This is a genomic window from Daejeonella sp. (genome assembly GCF_030695525.1).
GTDB lineage: Bacteria > Bacteroidota > Bacteroidia > Sphingobacteriales > Sphingobacteriaceae > Daejeonella.
Map to the genome: position 1 here is coordinate 122,872 of NZ_JAUYSS010000008.1, position 18,121 is coordinate 140,992.

Annotated in this window: 15 protein-coding genes and 2 tRNA genes; 3 read left to right on the top strand and 14 right to left on the bottom strand. The window is 38.7% G+C overall.

Going from position 1 to position 18,121, the window contains the following annotated elements:
• Positions 1-52: 52 nt before the first annotated feature.
• The 3 genes from Q8S11_RS01085 to Q8S11_RS01095 all read right to left on the bottom strand — a co-directional run bounded on the left by Q8S11_RS01085 (position 53) and on the right by Q8S11_RS01095 (position 2,888).
• The gene (locus Q8S11_RS01085; RefSeq protein WP_305660228.1) at positions 53-1,225 is read right to left on the bottom strand and encodes a FecR family protein; all 1,173 of its coding nucleotides are present in this window, start codon (positions 1,223-1,225) and stop codon (positions 53-55) included.
• Between the two features lie 97 nt (positions 1,226-1,322).
• Positions 1,323-1,874, bottom strand: coding sequence for an RNA polymerase sigma-70 factor (locus tag Q8S11_RS01090; protein ID WP_305660229.1), 552 nt, complete (start codon positions 1,872-1,874; stop codon positions 1,323-1,325).
• Positions 1,875-1,994: 120 nt separating this feature from the next.
• Positions 1,995-2,888: an alkaline phosphatase gene (locus tag Q8S11_RS01095; RefSeq protein ID WP_305660230.1), complete on the bottom strand. Its 894-nt coding sequence runs from the start codon at positions 2,886-2,888 to the stop codon at positions 1,995-1,997.
• Between the two features lie 138 nt (positions 2,889-3,026).
• On the opposite strand from Q8S11_RS01095, the gene Q8S11_RS01100 reads away from it, so the two are divergent.
• Positions 3,027-4,439 carry a sialate O-acetylesterase gene (locus Q8S11_RS01100; RefSeq protein WP_305660231.1) on the top strand — a complete coding sequence of 471 codons (1,413 nt, stop codon included), beginning with the start codon at positions 3,027-3,029 and terminating at the stop codon, positions 4,437-4,439.
• Positions 4,440-4,492: 53 nt separating this feature from the next.
• Positions 4,493-4,894, top strand: coding sequence for a Dabb family protein (locus tag Q8S11_RS01105; RefSeq protein WP_305660232.1), 402 nt, complete (start codon positions 4,493-4,495; stop codon positions 4,892-4,894).
• A 71-nt stretch (positions 4,895-4,965) separates the two neighbouring features.
• On the opposite strand, the gene Q8S11_RS01110 is transcribed toward Q8S11_RS01105, so the two are convergent.
• The 8 genes from Q8S11_RS01110 to Q8S11_RS01145 form a co-directional block, all read right to left on the bottom strand.
• Entirely contained in the window at positions 4,966-6,186 is a 1,221-nt protein-coding gene (locus Q8S11_RS01110) for a sugar MFS transporter (RefSeq protein WP_305660233.1), read from the bottom strand.
• Between the two features lie 635 nt (positions 6,187-6,821).
• Entirely contained in the window at positions 6,822-8,156 is a 1,335-nt protein-coding gene (locus tag Q8S11_RS01115) for a GH1 family beta-glucosidase (RefSeq protein ID WP_305660234.1), read from the bottom strand.
• On the bottom strand, positions 8,156-9,250 hold the full coding sequence (locus tag Q8S11_RS01120; protein WP_305660235.1) for a glycosyltransferase family protein: 1,095 nt from the start codon (positions 9,248-9,250) through the stop codon (positions 8,156-8,158). Before Q8S11_RS01120 ends, Q8S11_RS01115 begins: the two co-directional genes overlap by 1 nt.
• A complete protein-coding gene (locus Q8S11_RS01125; RefSeq protein WP_305660236.1) occupies positions 9,247-10,104 on the bottom strand; it encodes a UDP-2,3-diacylglucosamine diphosphatase in 858 nt (285 codons plus the stop codon). Before Q8S11_RS01125 ends, Q8S11_RS01120 begins: the two co-directional genes overlap by 4 nt.
• Positions 10,105-10,408: 304 nt before the next feature.
• Positions 10,409-10,482: transfer RNA gene (locus Q8S11_RS01130), tRNA-Asp, on the bottom strand.
• 176 nt (positions 10,483-10,658) lie between these two features.
• Positions 10,659-10,731 (bottom strand) — tRNA-Lys (locus Q8S11_RS01135).
• Positions 10,732-10,906: 175 nt separating this feature from the next.
• Positions 10,907-11,980 (bottom strand): peptide chain release factor 1, encoded by a 1,074-nt coding sequence (gene prfA / locus Q8S11_RS01140; protein WP_305660237.1) that lies wholly within the window; start codon positions 11,978-11,980, stop codon positions 10,907-10,909.
• Between the two features lie 118 nt (positions 11,981-12,098).
• Positions 12,099-12,851 carry a UDP-2,3-diacylglucosamine diphosphatase gene (locus tag Q8S11_RS01145; RefSeq protein ID WP_305660238.1) on the bottom strand — a complete coding sequence of 251 codons (753 nt, stop codon included), beginning with the start codon at positions 12,849-12,851 and terminating at the stop codon, positions 12,099-12,101.
• A 175-nt stretch (positions 12,852-13,026) separates the two neighbouring features.
• Between Q8S11_RS01145 and Q8S11_RS01150 the strand changes: the two genes are divergently transcribed.
• On the top strand, positions 13,027-15,165 hold the full coding sequence (locus Q8S11_RS01150) for a prolyl oligopeptidase family protein (protein ID WP_371135113.1): 2,139 nt from the start codon (positions 13,027-13,029) through the stop codon (positions 15,163-15,165).
• Positions 15,166-15,268: 103 nt separating this feature from the next.
• On the opposite strand, the gene Q8S11_RS01155 is transcribed toward Q8S11_RS01150, so the two are convergent.
• The 3 genes from Q8S11_RS01155 to Q8S11_RS01165 all read right to left on the bottom strand — a co-directional run bounded on the left by Q8S11_RS01155 (position 15,269) and on the right by Q8S11_RS01165 (position 17,851).
• A complete protein-coding gene (locus Q8S11_RS01155) occupies positions 15,269-16,999 on the bottom strand; it encodes a S41 family peptidase (RefSeq protein WP_305660239.1) in 1,731 nt (576 codons plus the stop codon).
• 170 nt (positions 17,000-17,169) lie between these two features.
• The gene (locus Q8S11_RS01160) at positions 17,170-17,511 is read right to left on the bottom strand and encodes a hypothetical protein (RefSeq protein WP_305660240.1); all 342 of its coding nucleotides are present in this window, start codon (positions 17,509-17,511) and stop codon (positions 17,170-17,172) included.
• 124 nt (positions 17,512-17,635) lie between these two features.
• Complete coding sequence (locus tag Q8S11_RS01165; RefSeq protein WP_305660241.1) at positions 17,636-17,851, bottom strand: hypothetical protein; 216 nt, start codon at positions 17,849-17,851, stop codon at positions 17,636-17,638.
• Between the last annotated feature and the right edge of the window lie 270 nt (positions 17,852-18,121).

The following is an 18,121-nucleotide window of genomic DNA, read 5'->3' on the forward strand; positions in this document are numbered from 1 at the left end:
GGAGCGGGCCAACGCTTCTGGTTTTTTGTTTAGCCTTATTTTAGGTAAGAAATTAAGGCATAACAACAACCTCCTTTCCTTCTAAACTAAAATGGATATCACTTTTTTCAAGAATCTCTAATACTTCCAAAAGAGTCAAACTATTTGAAATAGCGCCTGAAAAGTGGTGTTCCGGTAAATTACCCTCATATCTTGCTGTTACGCCATACCACCGTCCAAGCTGTCGCATAACAGTCTCTATATCTGCCTTTTTAAAATGGAAATAACCCTCTTTCCAAGCTATTTCAGTCTGGGTATCAATTCTCCTGACCTGAATACTCTGATCAACATTTGATTGCTCACCTGGCTTTAGAAGCTTGGAATCATTAGTTTTTAAATCAATTACTCGGATCTCACCCTCAAATAAGGTTGTTTTAATTGACTTCTCATCGGAGTAAGCATTGATGTTAAATTGAGTTCCAAGTACCTCCACAGTTTGAATTCCGGAACGGACTGAAAACTTTCTATTATAATCTTTTGATACTTCAAAATAAGCTTCACCTTTTAATTCAACCTCGCGATTATTTTCAGAGAAAAAGATTGGGAATCGTATAGAAGATGAAGAATTCAACCAGACTTTACTGCCGTCGGCAAGATTCAATTGATATTTACCCCCAACTGGAGTCTCAATGGTATTGTAAACAGGATCTGCTTCATCCGAACCGATATTCTTATTTTTTTCTTGTTTTGAAAATGTATATTCAATGATACCATCCGAATTCTTCTGCACTTTTATCCCTCCCTGATTAACCAATATCCCATTTTCGGATTCATCCAGTTCGATCTTCCTTCCATCCGCCAATGTGAGAATTGCTTTGCTTCCCCCGGGCAGAATATCATTCGCTTTCACATTAACCTGAATTTTATCGGTACTTCCCTTTTGATTCTCTTTTGTATAAAAATAAGAACCCAAAATGAAGATTGCCAGAAACATTAGAGGAACACCTAATTTGCTAAAATTGCTTTTAAATTTAAAAAGCTTGTCACTTTCAATTTCATCATGCTTAATTATTTTGGCATAAATCATCGACTTCAATTCATTTTCTGATTGGCTATTATTTAATTCCCATTCAGCTTCAAGACTACTTTCTCTCCAATACCATTGCAGTAATCTTTCCTCTTCCTCTTTGGAGGCATTATCATGCAGGTATTTTTCGACTAGTTCCTGGATTTCCTCCTTGTGCATAGCTTAAAATTTAGGCATATTAATTATAGAGTACCACAATGTACCTGTATACCCTTGCTCATATCAAAAATATTTTGAGGAACTGATATTGATAAACCTAGAATAGGTTAAGTGAATTCTTCAGGCTGAGTCTCAGAGCCTTTAATCCTTTTGTTAAATGACCTTCAACCGTTTTTTCAGAAATTCCTAATTCCATTGAGATCTCTGAAATACTAAGGCCGGCATTTCTACTGAACCTGAAAACCAGTTTGCACTTTTCAGGAAGCTTTTCAATAAGCTTGTTGATGTAATCTTGTGTAAATCTGGCATCAATCAGTTCTTCACTCAGCGTAGAGGACTCTTCCAGGCAATTAGAAGATTCAATCTCCAATCTTCTCTTTTGTCTATAGATAAACTTAAACATGGACAATCTAACGGAACTGGCGAGATAACTATTCAGACATGCAATATCAAGATCTAATCTTCTGGACCATATCCCGATAAAAATATCCTGCACAATCTCCTGAGAAACAGATTTATCCTTGCTAATATTATAGGCAATTGAAAGCAACCTCTTCCAGTATCTGTTATAGATCTCTGAAAAAGCCTCCTCATTTCCTAACCTCAGTAAGGCTAGTAATTCGCTATCCGATTTAGCGTGATAATTCAATCCTTTCAAACATTTGTAAACCTAATATATGAATATTTCAATTAATCAAATTTGAATCGAATATTTTTACAGGGTCTTAGCTCAGCTTTTTACTCTCTGTTATTTTATTAAAACAATGAGCTATTTATTCAAAACCCCTTTAACAGGCCTTCCGATCCAAACCTGTGGTGTCTTCAGTTTCAAAAGATTGGCAATAGTTGCCGCAGTATCGAATGTCATAATGCTTTCTGATAATTTATTATTTCTTTGAATCCCGGGGCCTCTGATGATCCATGGAATCTGCATTTCAAGCATAGAGATCAGGCCGTGCCCTTTATTCACTCCTCCATGATCTGCAGTAAACAGTACCACCGTGTTTTTTTCTATTCCCGCCTCTTTTATACTTTTTAAAATAGTTCCAATATGGGTATCGGTTCGTTCAATAGCTGCATAATATTCAGGGGTACCATGTCCAACCTTATGTCCGACACTATCGACATCATGGAGATGAACAAATAGAAAATTGGGCTTTTTTTCTTTAATATACTTTGATGCAGCATTGGCAATGGCTATATCTCCATCTGCATTCTGGTCATGATTGACTGCTGCTTTGGGAAAGAGAAAGCCTATGCCATCCCATTCATAGATTACACCAATCTCACTGTCTGGTTTTTCTTTACGCAAGAGTGCATATAAACTGGGGAACATTCCATACTCATCCAGCACCCTGGCAGGCATATCAGGCTTTTTACTGCCCCAGGTAGTATAACCATGTAGCTCAGGCCCCGCACCCATCACCATCGATGCCCAGTTTGCAGCACTTGAAGAAGGCAGCACAGTTCTCGCCTCTAAGCTCCATGAACCTTCCCTCATCATGGCCCTGAGGTTAGGCACCTTTGCATTTTCAAAGGCATAAGCCCCAAATCCATCAGAGCCAATTAATATGACATGCTTAATTTTCTGTGAAAAAACCGCTGGCGGAGTAATACCAAACAAAAACAATAATATTATGAACTTACCTAATTCAATCTTCATATTCGACCAATTTTGTATAACACAATCACAAATTAGTCTTAAAGTACAAAATCAAATTTTACAATCGGCGAAAACGATTATATTTAATTACAAAACAAGATTCCAGAAAAATCAAACGCTATGATTCATACCTCATTTATGACAAAACGAATTCAATTATTGGTATTGATTTGTTTTACTTCGCTATCTCTTCTGGCAAATATCCGATTACCAAATATTATCGGATCTCATATGGTTTTGCAACAAAAATCAAGTGTAAAACTATGGGGATGGGCTGCACCGGGTGAAAAAATAACGATTAAAACAAGCTGGGATAATACTGCTTACCAAACTCAGGCCAGCAATGATGCCAAATGGTTAACGGAAATCAAAACCCCTGAAGCAGGCGGACCTTATTCCATTACACTCCAGGGAAATAATACCATAGAACTTGAAGATGTCTTAATTGGAGAAGTATGGGTCTGTGGTGGGCAAAGCAATATGGAATGGTCGGGCACACAAAAATTACCACAAAGCCTGGAGGAAGCCCCAAATGCCCGGAATAATAAAATCAGATTGTTTTATGTAAGTAAATCGACTTCTGCATTTCCTCAGGATAATCTGGATGGAAAATGGGTGGTTTGTTCGCCTGAGGAAATGATAAAATTCAGCGCAATTGGTTATTTTTTCGGTAAAAACCTGAATGAGAAAATGAATATCCCTGTAGGTTTAATAAATTCAAATTGGGGAGGTACTCCCGCCGAAACCTGGACCCCGGAATATGTAGTTAATAATAACAATATTATTAAAAAGGGTGCTGCTGAATTGAAATCGCAACCCGGATGGCCTCATCAAACTGCATTAGCTTATAATGCGATGATCTTTCCATTAACAAATTACTCCATTGCAGGTGCAATCTGGTATCAGGGCGAAAGTAATGTCAGAACTTATTATGCCTATGAGAAATTATTCACAGGAATGATTGATGCGTGGCGTCAGCAGTGGAATAAAAATTTCCCATTCTTTTATGTACAGATCGCACCGTACACCTACGGTTTTAAAAATGTTGGTGCATTGCTCCGGGAAACCCAAACCAGGGCTGCAAAACACCCAAATACAGGTATGGTAGTCATAACTGATTTAATTCCCGACACCACGAACATACATCCTACTCCAAAGAAAGAAGTTGCGAAACGCTTATCGGATATGGCCCTGAACAAAACCTATGCTTACAGCGACATTAGCTGTGAAAGCCCGGTTTATAGTAGCCATATTGTTGATAAGGATAAAATTATAGTTCAATTTGCAAATGCATCAAATGGCTTGCTCTCCAAAGGTGATCAGATCACTAGTTTTGAAATTGCGGCAGAGGATAAAATCTTTGTACCTGCGCAGGCAAGAATTGAGGGCAGTTCTATTATCGTTTACAATAAAAATATAAAGCACCCCGCGGCAGTTCGGTTTGCCTTTAATAACACAGCAATTCCTAATTTGTTTAACAAGGAAGGATTACCTGTTAATTTATTCAGAACAGATGATTGGGAAATGGATACCAGTGCCATTAAAAAATAAATTAAAACAAAGAAAAAATACTAATTTTTTATAAATATTTCTAAACTTCTATTATGAACAACAAATCCAGCAGAAGAAAATTCATTAGCACGGCGGTAATTCTTACCGCGGGAAGTACAACAATGGCCGAAACATTATCTATGAAAACAAAGAAGGGAAAAATTGCACATCAGGTATATTTCTGGCTTAAAAATCCGGAAGACCGCCAAAAACTAATTGAGGGGGTAAATACCCTTAAAAAAATTAAGACCGTCCGCCAAATACATGTAGGCATTGTAGCCGGGACTGAAAAAAGAGACATAATTGATACCAGTTGGGGCGTATCATTGCTATTATTCTTTGATGATATTGCCGCAGAGGCCAGCTATCAAACTGATCCAATACACCTGGATTTCGTAAAGAATTACAGCAGTCTATGGAATAAGGTTGTTATTTATGATGCAGAAATGGTTTAGGTACCATATTCAAACCATTCAAAGAAAGTGCTTAAAACAAAAGAGGGGGCAATGCCCCCTCTTCAATAAGATCACACTACGGGATTCAGGTCTTTTTGTTTCTTCATATAGAAATAAAGACCAAGAAATGCGACAATCAAAATTGCCGGGAAAATCATCATGTTGGATAATGTTGCCTGACCCGCAGCTAAATCTGCTGCATCTCCGGCCAGGCCTTGAGATACTGCAACAATTTTATTATTCTGAATCCATCCTCCGATGATGGGTTGAAACATGGAGGAAGAAAACATTCCGATACCACCCATTATTGAAAGTCCAAGGGCACCGGTCTGAGGCATATTTTCTGCAATAAAGCCGATCATATTTGGCCAGAAGTAACATATTCCAAGAGCATAAAATACGGCAGCTACGTAAAGCATTGGACCATCCATCGTACTCATCATATAAATACCGATTACACCAAAAACAGCAGAACCTAATAAGACCCCAACCGTATTTAATTGTTTGATCAATGATCCTGCAAAATATCTCCCTACTGCCATTAAACCGGTTACAAGCGCTAAAATTAGCATGGGGCTTGCCCCTGCCTTTGCCAGGATAGGCCCAACCCATTGCTGAGGACCAAATTCAGATATTGCGGTTAATGCCATACATGCAGCCATAAAGAGGTACAATGGATTTAACATTGCTTTAAAATTATCCAAAGTTGAATTTTCGCTGATTCTGGGTTTTGGGAAATTCTGACCAAAGAATAAAACCGCATAAATGATGGTTGGGATCAGAATTACCCAAATCTGAGATTGCCAGCTCATATTAGCATCCGTCATGAATTTAGAAATCAATGCTCCTAAAACTATCCCTCCCGGGAACCACATATGAAAACGATTCATTTTTTTGCTGAAATTCAAGCCGGAATAAGAATCAGCGATCATCGGATTACAAGCTGCTTCAGTACAGCCATTACCTAATCCAATTAAAAGTGTAGAAATTAATAATGTGTCATACCCGGTTGCATAAATTGTTAAAATTATACCAATTGCATGGGCTAATAGTGCAATTTGCATAATCAATTTTGGGCCAATACTGGAGTAAAAAATACCTCCCAGAATCATGGATATCGGGAAGCCCAGAAACCACATTTGATTAATGTGCCCTAATTGTACCGGATCTAAATTCAGTTCAGTTCCAAGCTGGTTTAAGATTCCCGCCCGAATACTAAACGAAAAGGCCGTAGTAATCAGTGCAAAACAGCTCGCAAGAAACAGGCGGTTTGCATTAATAGTTTGACTCATAACAATTTAATTTTTAAAGGTTTAATATTAGGGTTGATTTCAAAACATTAAATTAAAGTAGATAAAATAATATGAAATTAAAAACCTAATTAAATGAGTTCGATTTAAAGAAGGTTAAAAGATATACCTGTAATTATTCAGATAAAGGCTCTGGCGCTACAATAATATGATTTTGGAAAGCAATACCTGTGTGTTAGAGGCTAGTTCAGCCCTTTCCTCCGGGAGTAGTTCCGGCAGGAAATCCCGTTCTATATAAAGTTATCAATAACCGGAAGCTACCTCCTCCGGCAAGGTTTATATTACCCGATGCTGTTTTTCATTGGGACGGGTAGCCCCGCAAAAGGACCATGTGCCAGTTGAAATAGCTGCTGTTCCGCGCGCAATTAAGGACCGAAGAGAAACAGACCTTGCTTTCAAAAAAAATTTGAAAATCATTCAATTTAAACAGTACTTCGGCAAGATTTTATTTCGAACTCCCGTTAACTATTAATTAATCAGGAACTAACATGAAAAGTAGATCGAGAAAAACTAAGCAATTTGTACCCGGGGAAAAAGCTTTTTAAAAAATTTAAGATCTTAAATTAGAATTGCTTTTGTCTGAATGGTAGATTCAATATGCGAATACAAACACATTATTACAAATCGGCCAAGAAATTACTATACCAATGTCCGGATGCTTTTACAATTCGCTTCTGGGTTTCATAATCTACATGTACTAAACCGAACCGGGGGCGATATCCCTCTGCCCATTCAAAATTATCTGTAAAACTCCATACAAAATATCCTTCCACATTTACACCCTCTTTTTTTGCTTTCAAAATTTCAGCAATGTTAGCTTGCAGATAACTTATTCTTTTGGGGTCATTCACATTTCCATTCTCGACAGTATCAGGGAAAGCAGCACCATTTTCTGTTACATATAACTTTTTGAAATTGTATTTTGAAAATTGATGAAGCATCTCATGCATGGCCTGCGGATAGATCTCCCAGTCCATTTCGGTTACTTCGTCCACCCTGTTTTTTGCATTAACCAGGGATGAATTTATATATGGTGTGAAATAGGAATGTTTTACAACCTCCCTTGTATAATTTTGAATGCCTATGAAATCTGGTTCTGCATGTAAGGCAATTTCATCACCCTGTTGCATGTACTTTTCAATCTTTCTTAAAAACGGCAAATCCTGCATCGGGTAGCCCATTCCATTTAAAGGTTCTACAAATAGTCTATTAACTAAAGCATTAACCCTTTTGGCAGCATTCAGATCCTTTACGCTTGCTGTATGAGGATGTATGGCAGAACAGGAAAAGGTTGTTCCGACCTCAAGATCATTTCGCAGGCTCTGTGCAATCCTGATACCCCTTGCCTGCGATAAAGCAGAATGGTGTATAGCTGGAATAAAATTATCCACTCCCCTTTTTCCGGGTGCGTGAATACCTAAAAAATAACCTGCACCGGTATAAACCATAGGTTCATTTAAGATCATCCAGTGCTTAACCCGATCTCCAAAGTGTTTGATGCAAAATACAACATAGTCGGAAAAATAGTCGACGATATCCCTGTTCACCCATCCCATTTTCTGTTGCAGGGCTAATGGAAGATCCCAGTGATATAAGGTTACCCAGGGTTTAATCCCTAATTCCAAACATAGGTCAATTACGCGGTCGTAAAAGTCTACCCCTTTTTCATTCACCTTGCCTGCTCCGTTTGGAAAAATTCTGGACCAAGAAAATGAAAACCGGAAATTATTGATATGCATTGATTTCATCAAGGCTAAATCAGGGGTATATTGATTGTAAAAATCGCAGCTAATACCGGCCGAATGACCCTTATAGATTTTGCCTTTTTTGCGTGAAAATTCATCCCAAATAGATAATCCCTTCCCATCAGCTTCAGCTGCACCCTCTGTTTGAAAAGCAGAAGCGGCAACACCCCAAACAAAATCTTTGTCAAAATCTGCCCTTTTAACCATCAGAACTTACCTGTTGCTATCTTATTTAGTTTTTTCAGGAAATTAGTTTTCTCAGATATTTGAAAGTCAGATTGCTTGCCCATCAATGTCATTTTGTCAATCCTTGCCTTTGCTTCAATAGCAATAATATCCATCAAAACATTCTCAGTTATATCCGGGTAATTTACAGGTATTATTTCTCCAGATAAAACCCAATCCTTAATTTTTTGCAAATGCTTTTTTTTTAAACTATTAATTACCGGGACTCCCATTTCTTCTAAAGCGGCGGCATTGCATTGCTGTTCGTACTGCCCCTTCATGGGTATTACCATCAGTTTCTTTTTTAGAAACATAGCCTCGGCAGGAGTTTCAAATCCTGCACCACAAAAAACACCTGTTGCCTTCGACATACTGTCGATAAACTCATCATTGTTTATTGGTCTTATCCAAACATTTCCCTTTCGGATTGACAGTTTATTATGTTTGGAAAACACCTGCCATTCAACATCCTCAATCAAAGACAGAATCTTTATGATTCTTGCATCATCATAAGCTGGCAGGTAAACAGTATAGTGTCCTAAGTTCACTGACTCCTTTATCCTAACCTCAGACCGAATAACCGGAGTAAATATATTAATATCATATGATTTAAAATGAAAACCATACTGGCTGCTGGAAGGTGCATAGGAGCGCAGGATCGCTTTCCCTATCGGATCAAAATTTCGAGATTTGGGGGCATTTTTGTTTAATACAGCTGCCTGATGGCTGACTGAAATACATGGTTTCGCAGCAAAATAACAGGCCCAGGATGAAACAGGTTCAAAATCGCTGATTACCAGATCATATCCATCAACAGGAAGTGAGTTTATATCCCTCATCAAACGCTTCAAACGCGATTTTCTATAGGTTTCAACAATATCAACATTGCCCTTCTTCCCAAAAATGAAACTTAGGCCATGAAAACGATATTGAACTTCAAATGGCAGTTCAACATCTGCCTGGATCCCACTAATCAGAATGTCAGTGTCATGATCCTTCTTAAGCAATGGCACAATCTCTCTTGCGCGGGTCACATGTCCGTTTCCAGTGCCTTGAATTGCATAAAGAATTTTCATGATGATTTTAGCTTGAACTCAGTGAGCATTTGATTGAACAATTGTCTGATGTTCATATCATCTGTGTCCTCTTCCGGCAAATTTAGCATGGCAACTCTTTCAGAATCATCAAAACGAAATAAGGTCCAGTTTCCATTATGATACTCAAGTGCTGTAAGATTTTCAATCCAGTCGCCTGAATTCAAATACATAATTTTTCCGTTCTCCTGTTCGATCATACGCATTTCAGGATGATGAATATGGCCGCAAACCACATAGTGGTATTTATTACATATTCCAATATCTGCTGCTGTTTCTTCAAAACAATTGATAAACTTAACCGCACCTTTCACACTGTTTTTCAGCTTTTTTGAAAATGAAAGTTTTCCCTTATTAAATACTCTCTCTGAAACCCAGTTCGCACAACTATTAATCACAATTAAAGAATCATAGCCAACGGCACCAAGTTTCGCCAGCCATTTAGAATGCTGCATGGTTACATCAAAAACATCACCATGAAAGATCCAGGCCTTTTCGTTGTTATCCAGGTCGAGAACAAGTTTATTTACGATCTGAAATGATCCCATTTTAAAGCCTTCAAACTTCCTCAGCATCTCATCATGATTCCCGGTTACATAATAGACTTTCACACCCTTACTTAACCAATTCATCAGGTGCTTGATCACTTTCATGTGTGATTTAGGCCAATAGCTCTTGCTGAACTGCCAGATATCAATAATATCACCATTCAGAACAACAATTTTAGGCTTAACTGATTTCAGGTAATGTAAAAGTTCCTTAGCCCTGCAGCCATATGTACCGAGGTGTACATCCGAAATCACAATAATGTCTATCTGTCTTTTACCTTTCTTCATTCTAATGTCTAAAAATGGAAGCGATTTTAGAAAAGCGAATAAAAAGGATGTTAAAAATAAGATCAGACAGGAATGAGTGGATTAGATTCAATTCTTTCAGATTTTCTACACAAATGTGTAAAACACTTATTACATGAATGTTAAATCAATAACAGCAAATTGTTATGAAATCCTGACGGATATATTTTGGACGAAATCGTGCTGGAATTTTAGGCATTGGGGTTGTTCATTGTGTAAATTGAGGGATTCCCGACTGCAGAAAAACAAAAAACCCCCATAACTTTACGTTTGGGGGGCTTATTTGCGGACCGGACGGGACTCGAACCCGCGACCTCCGCCGTGACAGGGCGGCATTCTAACCAGCTGAACTACCGGTCCGTTTTATCTTTCATTATACCTTGCTTTCAGGGCTATTTCCTGTCAGCACAGGAAAGATACAATTATTTTTGTGCTAGGCACATTACTTTGTGATCCCGCTGGGATTCCCTGATTTTCATCAGGGTAAACTTCTCATCCCAGAGAAATTGCTTTACTCGTGCTACGCACGTACTTTGTGATCCCGCTGGGATTCGAACCCAGGACCACTACATTAAAAGTGTAATGCTCTACCAGCTGAGCTACGGAATCATCCTTTTTAGATTCGCGGAAACCGTTTTTCTTAAAAGTGAGGCAAATATACGGCAATAACCTATATAGTGCAAATAATAAAAAGCTTAATTTTCAATTGCTGGCTAAACTGCTAATATTCAAGTAATAACAATAAAAACGAAGTGATTGTAAGCTTTTTTTAAGCAGAAAATCATCAGGCAACTGAGCCCTCTTTCATCTTTTCAGCATTCTCTGCCAGCTGTAACTGATCAATTATTTCCTGAATATCTCCATTCATCACATTCGGAAGATTATAAATTGTTAAGCCAATCCGATGCTCTGTAACCCTTCCCTGTGGGTAATTATAGGTACGGATCTTAGCCGAACGGTCGCCGGTTGCAACCATTGTTTTACGTTTCTTAGAGGTTTCTTCCAGCATCTTTGCATGCTCCAGCTCGTATACCCTGCTCCTTAAAACCGCAAATGCCTTATCAAAGTTCTTTAACTGCGATTTCTGATCCTGACACTGTGCAACAATTCCGGTTGGAATGTGCGTTAAGCGAACCGCAGAATAAGTTGTATTTACCGATTGCCCACCCGGCCCGGAAGAACAGAATAAATCCTTACGTACATCATTCATGCTGATTTGCACATCAAACTCATCCGCTTCAGGCAAAACTACCACCGAAGCCGCTGAAGTGTGTACACGACCCGCGGTTTCGGTGTCAGGGACACGCTGCACACGATGAACACCTGATTCATATTTCAATTGCCCGTAGGCATCTTCACCACTTACATTGAAAACAACTTCCTTATAACCACCTGCTGTCCCCTCTGTTACATCTACAACCTCCATACGCCAGCCCTTACGCTCACAATAGCGGGTGTACATACGATATAAGTCTCCGGCGAAAAGAGCAGCCTCATCGCCTCCTGTTCCTCCACGTATCTCGACAATAGCGTTCTTACTGTCTTCAGGATCTTTAGGGATAAGCATCACACGAATCTTCTCTTCAAGCTGCTCCTGTTGAGGAATGAGCTCATCAAGCTCCATCTTAGCCATTTCACGCATCTCATCATCCTTCTCATTCGAAAGAAGCTCCTTATTCGACTCGATATTGCTGATCACATTGCTGTAAATCTTATACTCATCAACAATCTTTGTCAGATCTTTATACTCCTTATTGAGCTGAGCAAAGCGCTTCATATCGCCCATCGTTGCCGGATTGCTAAGCTCACGCTCAACTTCCTGCCAGCGCTCTTTTATGTATTCTAGTTTTTGTAACATCCTGTCCTTTGAAAAACTTATTGAAAGCCCAATCAAAAATCCTTTTTCAATAAGAATACAAAAATACGGCTTTTTTAGAAATTTAGCAGAAGGATATTAAGCGATTTGCTTCAAGATTTTAGTCTTCGCGTTTTTTAAAGTAGCGAAGCTCCAAACTCTCACCATCAAACACTGCATAAGAATTGAAGTTGATCCATTCACCCAGGTTGATATAACGACTATTCCCAAGTTGAATATCCAGCGGTAAATGCCTGTGCCCAAATATCAGGAAATCATATTGCTCCTTAAGCAATAACTCTTTGGAATAAGAAACAAGCCACTCCTTATCGATATCAGTAAACTCTTCCTTCTTATTATTCTGAAGCCGGCTTTGCATAGACCACTTTCGCGCAATTCCGACTCCCAGATTTGGGTGAATACGTGCAAAAAGCCACTGACAAAACCCACTTCTGAAAATCTTTTTGAGGATTTTGTATTTAGTATCACCCGGACCAAGTCCGTCACCATGATGCAAATAAAATTTCATCCCGTTTCGTTCCAGAACGAGTTCATCAGAAATAATCTGAATCCCCAGTTCTTTGACAAAATAATCGAACATCCACATATCATGATTACCCTTAAATAAGGTAATCTTAATCCCTGAATCAGCGAGTTCAGCTAGTTTCCCCTGAAAACGGATAAATCCTTTAGGAATCACTGCTGCATATTCAAACCAGAAATCAAAAATATCACCAATCAGATAGATCTCAGCAGCTTCTGTCCGGATCTCTTCCAGCCAGCTAACGACAAGATCTTCACGTTCACGACTCAAAGAATGATCGGGAACTCCAAAATGAAAGTCGGACGCGAAATATATTTTGCTTGCTGACATGATTTCAAAAGTACATAATTTTTATGCTCTGAAATTCTGCTTTCATTGATTTGGTCGAAAACAATTGAGGGGCGATATTCTGCCTATTACTCAATTTAACCGGACAGTAATGACAGGTAATTGACCATATATTACTCAGCATCTCGTATTTTTGAGTTCAAATTAACCAATTATCATGAAGTCTGTTCAACATTTTATCATAGCAGCCGCACTGCTGATTGATCCCCTTTGTGGAATTGCACAGCATACAAGCCCCAATAACAAAAAAATGTCCTATCCTAAAACTAATAAAATCGAAATTGCAGATACCTATTTTGGAAACACCATAAAAGATCCCTATAGATGGCTCGAAGACGATCGTTCGGCAGAAACCAAAGCATGGGTAAATGCAGAAAATTTGGTTACACAGAATTATCTGAACCGGATTCCTTTCAGACCAACAATAAAAACCCGCCTTGAAACACTCTGGAATTATGAAAAATTTACCGCCCCTTTTAAAGAGGGTGACTATACTTATTTCTATAAAAACGATGGACTTCAAAACCAGTATGTTCTTTACAGACAGAAGGGCAGGGCTAAGCCAGAAGTATTTCTGGATCCAAACACATTCTCCAAAGATGCTTCTACTTCGCTCGCCGGAATAGAATTCACTAAAGATGGAAGTATGGCGGCCTACCAGATTTCGGAAGGGGGTTCAGACTGGAGAAAAGTAATTATTCTCAACACTAATGACCATACAATAATCGGAGATACCCTGATTGATGTCAAATTTTCAGGTCTTGCCTGGAAAGGGAATGAAGGTTTCTATTACAGCAGTTATGACAAACCTAAAGAAGGAAGCCAGCTTTCAGGTTTAACTCAGATCCATAAATTATACTTTCATAGTACTGGCAGTCCGCAAAAAGAAGATAAACTCATCTTTGGTGGGGAACAAAAGCCCCGGAGATACATCGGTGCAAGCCTGACAGAAGATGAGCGATTTCTGGTTATTACTGCTGCTGAATCAACCACGGGAAATGAATTATATTTTCAGGACCTTTCACAAGCCGGAAGCCCGATCGTTAATGTTGTAAACGATTTTAAAGGCGATCATAATATTATCGACAATCAGGGCAGCAAGCTATATATTTTCACCAATCTGAATGCGCCAAATTATAAAGTGGTCACTGTTGATGCATCCAATCCTGGTCCTGGAAATTGGAAAGATCTGATACCTGAAACCGATAATGTACTTAGTATCAGTACTGCTGGAGGAAAACTATTTGCCAATTACCTGAAAGATGCTACTTCACTGCTTATGCAATATGACATGGATGGTAATCTTGAACGTACAGTTACTCTCCCTGGTGTTGGATCAGCAAGCGGATTTACTGCGAAAAAAACCGAGAAAGAGTTGTATTATACCTTCACATCATATATCTATCCACCAACAATCTTCAAATACATTATCGCAAACGGGCAGTCTATTGAATACAAAAAATCAGGAGTGAAATTTGACCCCTCAAATTTCATATCAAAACAAGTTTTCTATACTTCAAAGGATGGAACTAAAATCCCCATGATTATCACTCATAAAAAGGGAATTGAACTAAATGGGAAGAATCCAACTGTACTTTACGGCTATGGAGGATTCAGTGTCAGTCTGACACCTGCATTCAGCACTTCGAATATAATATTACTTGAACAGGGCGGGATTTATGCTGTCCCTAACCTTCGGGGCGGGGGGGAATATGGAGAAAAATGGCATATTGCCGGCACTAAAATGAACAAACAGAATGTGTTTGACGATTTCATAGCGGCTGCTGAATACCTGATCAGTAATAAGTATACTTCAAAAGATTTTCTGGCAGTTTCCGGTGGATCAAACGGCGGGCTCCTTGTAGGTGCAATGATGAGCCAGCGTCCTGAACTTTTTAAAGTTGCCCTTCCGGCTGTAGGAGTACTGGATATGCTAAGGTATAATAAATTTACTGCCGGGGCAGGATGGGCATACGATTATGGAACAGCAGAGGATTCAAAGGAAATGTTTGAATACCTTTTAAAATACTCTCCTTATCATGCTTTAAAACCCGGCATCTCCTATCCTGCCACATTGATCACAACAGCAGATCATGATGACCGTGTTGTTCCGGCACATTCCTTTAAATTCGCAGCAAGATTACAGGAGTATCACAAAGGAGAAAGTCCGGCATTAATCCGAATAGAAACCAACGCAGGGCATGGAGCTGGAAAACCAACAGCTAAAATTATTGAAGAGCAGGCTGATAAATGGGCCTTTATGCTTTATAATATGGGACTGACTTTCAAGCAGTAGTATTTCAGTTGTCTGTTATCACTTGTCTGTTATCTGGCAACCGGTAACTGATAACAGGTAACAGGTAACTGGTAACTGGTAACTGGTAACTGGTAAAAGATAACTACTTTACGTTAGCAGAGTAATCCTCTCCCGGCTTTCCTATAGATTTATAGGTTCCTTCACCATTGAGGATAGAAGCCAGAACTGATTTATCAGATAAAACCTTCTGAGCTTCGCTCAGCTCATTATCATACTTGAAATTTTGTTCGAGCCTGCCTTTTTCAAAATAATATCTTGATACAATTTCGCTCTCAAGCACCTTTCTGATCTCATCCTTAAACTGCAGCAAATCATTCTTCTTACTGTGAGATACTTTTGCTTTGAGCGCTTCGAATTCAGGTTTCAGGTCTCCAATTTTGTTCTCTTTCTCTGCCTCATCCTTTAATTCATTTAATAATTTTTCTACTCTGGTATCATAATTATAGTCTCGCTTAGAAAGAAAAGCGATAAAATCATTGTATTCAGCATCACTTAACCTGAAGTTTTTGGCATCCGTAATACTGGTTTTCAGGATACGGTATTGTGTTGCAAAATCAAAGATATGATACCTTGAGGCCAGAGTTTGGGTGATGAGGCTATACCTTAGGGGTTTTACAAAAACGTCCGGAAATATCCCGCTACCATCGTACACTGATCTTCCCGATTTAGTCTTATACTCGGTAATGAGGGAATCAGCAACCTTCACAACTATACCATCCGTATCCCGGTGGGTATAATCAAGAGCCTGAATGCATCGGCCTGATGGGGTATAATATTTGGCAACAGTTACTTTTACAAGGCTATTGTATGGCAGGTTAAATGTTTGCTGTACCAGGCCCTTACCAAAACTACGTTGTCCAATAACAACAGCTCTGTCGAGATCCTGTAATGATCCGGCAACAATCTCTGATGCTGATGCTGAACGATTATTTAACAGCACAACAAGAGGCAAATTAGGTTCAAGCGGTGTACTGAAAGTATTGTAAGTGATTGATTTTTCCCGATTCCTTCCCTTTTGAATTACCACTGTAACTCCTTTATCGACAAAGAGATTTACAATTTTAACGGCTTCCTGCAGGATACCACCACCGTTGTAGCGAAGATCCAGAACCAGCCCGTTGATATTATTTTTCTTGAGCTCTGCTAAGGCATCTTTTACCTCCTGAGCTGAATTTTCAAGAAATTTATCGAGTTTGATATAACCAACATTATTTGGAAGCATGCCATAATACGGCACATTATTCTGTCTGATTTCTTCCCGGATCAGATTCAATTCCATAGACTTTGGCATTCCGGGGCGCTGAATAAGGAGCTTAACGGCAGTACCTTTTGAACCCTTAAGCATAGAACTTACCTGCTCGTTGGTCTTTCCTTTCAGGGAAACACCATTTATTTCAAGAAATTCATCTCCGGCGCGGATATCAGCTTTTTCTGCCGGAAATCCCGCGTATGGCTCTGCTACTATAACTTTTCCTGCCCTGTTCGAAATCGTAGCGCCGATCCCCCCATATTGGGTACTGACATATTTTAATTTATAGTCTTCAATATCTGATTCTGGAATATACTCTGTATAAGGATCCAGTTCTTCCAGCATGGCATCGATGCCATTTTTCATCATCTCAGACGAATTGACATCATCCACATAATTAATGCTCAATTGTTTATAAACAGCAGCAAATATGTCCAGATTCTTGGACACCTGAAAAAGATCTTCTACGAAAGAAAATGAAAAAATTGAAATGATTACTACTCCAGGTAATAATGCCCTTTTAAATTTTGACCTTGCGGAACCGGAATTGACAGGATTCTTCATACTTAGAATTATGATAATTAAAGATACAAAAATCCTACCTTTTTTATTTAAGGGGTGAAAATTTAACGAAAAACACTTTTCTTAATTTTTGTCTAAATCAGTACACTTTTTGATGAAGATTACATATTTAAATAATACTCGAAACATTCACATCAATGTCGTGGTAGATTCTACTCATCAACCGGAGTCTTTGTTGTGTTGATATCAACCAGAACCCAAGTCGGCTTCCGCGCATCCCTGACTTTTAGCAACTGCCAGCGAACGGCTCCGCCCCGATGATGAATTCCGGCCCGTACAGAGTTTTTTCTGTCACGCACTTCGTAATAGCCCTGTTCCAGGTTGCGTAAGAATATCATTCCGTTTTTGTCGGTCGTGCTGCGGCCAACGTCATTTCCTGGTGGTACCTTTTCCACAACTACATCTACGCCTGGAATGGGGATGTGTGAATGAGTTTGCGCACTTAGTGTGAAAGTTGCAAAAGAAACGCATAAAAACAGTACGAATTTTTTCATTTGATATAGATTTTAGATATTATGAAATTGTATATCTTGAAACTAAATCGGAATTTCACCAGAAGAATATTTGGTTTAGATTTTAAATGTAACTGTTTTTTTGATAAGCTATTAATGGATAATATTATAATCGATTGGTATCGAGATGTAACATCCCCTTTTTCAGGGTAAATACGACATATTCACGATTGCGTTTCAATCTGCTCATCAGCCTGGCAATTAGCTCATCTTCCTGACCCTGCTGATAAGATAAATCATCTTCGCTAAGATTGTTATATTTACGTTTTACTTTTAATTTCAAACGATCCCAATCTGAATTACTGATACTGATCTCTGCCATGGCCTAATTTTTGACAAAAATAAAGTTTATCAAGACAATTTTCAAGCAAATTCGTACATATAACAGAATTACGAATTAAAAATTACGAATTACGAATTAAAAAAAGCTATGAATATGAAAAAGCTAATACTCGCCGCATCACTTTTTATGGTCGCAGGCATGACAGCAATGGCACAATTACCCAAATTTACACTGGGCATTAAAGGGGGAGTAAATTATTCATCCCTTAAAACAAAAGATGACCTCACTGATGAAAACAGTATTATGGGT

Excerpts from the sequence above, each read along its gene's own strand:
- Q8S11_RS01085 (WP_305660228.1), bottom strand. The coding sequence starts at position 1,225 with ATGCACAAGGAGGAAATCCAGGAACTAGTCGAAAAATACCTGCATGAT.
- Q8S11_RS01095 (WP_305660230.1), bottom strand. The coding sequence starts at position 2,888 with ATGAAGATTGAATTAGGTAAGTTCATAATATTATTGTTTTTGTTTGGT.
- Q8S11_RS01100 (WP_305660231.1), top strand. The coding sequence starts at position 3,027 with ATGACAAAACGAATTCAATTATTGGTATTGATTTGTTTTACTTCGCTA.
- Q8S11_RS01105 (WP_305660232.1), top strand. The coding sequence starts at position 4,493 with ATGAACAACAAATCCAGCAGAAGAAAATTCATTAGCACGGCGGTAATT.
- Q8S11_RS01110 (WP_305660233.1), bottom strand. The coding sequence starts at position 6,186 with ATGAGTCAAACTATTAATGCAAACCGCCTGTTTCTTGCGAGCTGTTTT.
- Q8S11_RS01115 (WP_305660234.1), bottom strand. The coding sequence starts at position 8,156 with ATGGTTAAAAGGGCAGATTTTGACAAAGATTTTGTTTGGGGTGTTGCC.
- Q8S11_RS01120 (WP_305660235.1), bottom strand. The coding sequence starts at position 9,250 with ATGAAAATTCTTTATGCAATTCAAGGCACTGGAAACGGACATGTGACC.
- Q8S11_RS01125 (WP_305660236.1), bottom strand. The coding sequence starts at position 10,104 with ATGAAGAAAGGTAAAAGACAGATAGACATTATTGTGATTTCGGATGTA.
- prfA (WP_305660237.1), bottom strand. The coding sequence starts at position 11,980 with ATGTTACAAAAACTAGAATACATAAAAGAGCGCTGGCAGGAAGTTGAG.
- Q8S11_RS01145 (WP_305660238.1), bottom strand. The coding sequence starts at position 12,851 with ATGTCAGCAAGCAAAATATATTTCGCGTCCGACTTTCATTTTGGAGTT.
- Q8S11_RS01150 (WP_371135113.1), top strand. The coding sequence starts at position 13,027 with ATGAAGTCTGTTCAACATTTTATCATAGCAGCCGCACTGCTGATTGAT.
- Q8S11_RS01155 (WP_305660239.1), bottom strand. The coding sequence starts at position 16,999 with ATGAAGAATCCTGTCAATTCCGGTTCCGCAAGGTCAAAATTTAAAAGG.
- Q8S11_RS01160 (WP_305660240.1), bottom strand. The coding sequence starts at position 17,511 with ATGAAAAAATTCGTACTGTTTTTATGCGTTTCTTTTGCAACTTTCACA.
- Q8S11_RS01165 (WP_305660241.1), bottom strand. The coding sequence starts at position 17,851 with ATGGCAGAGATCAGTATCAGTAATTCAGATTGGGATCGTTTGAAATTA.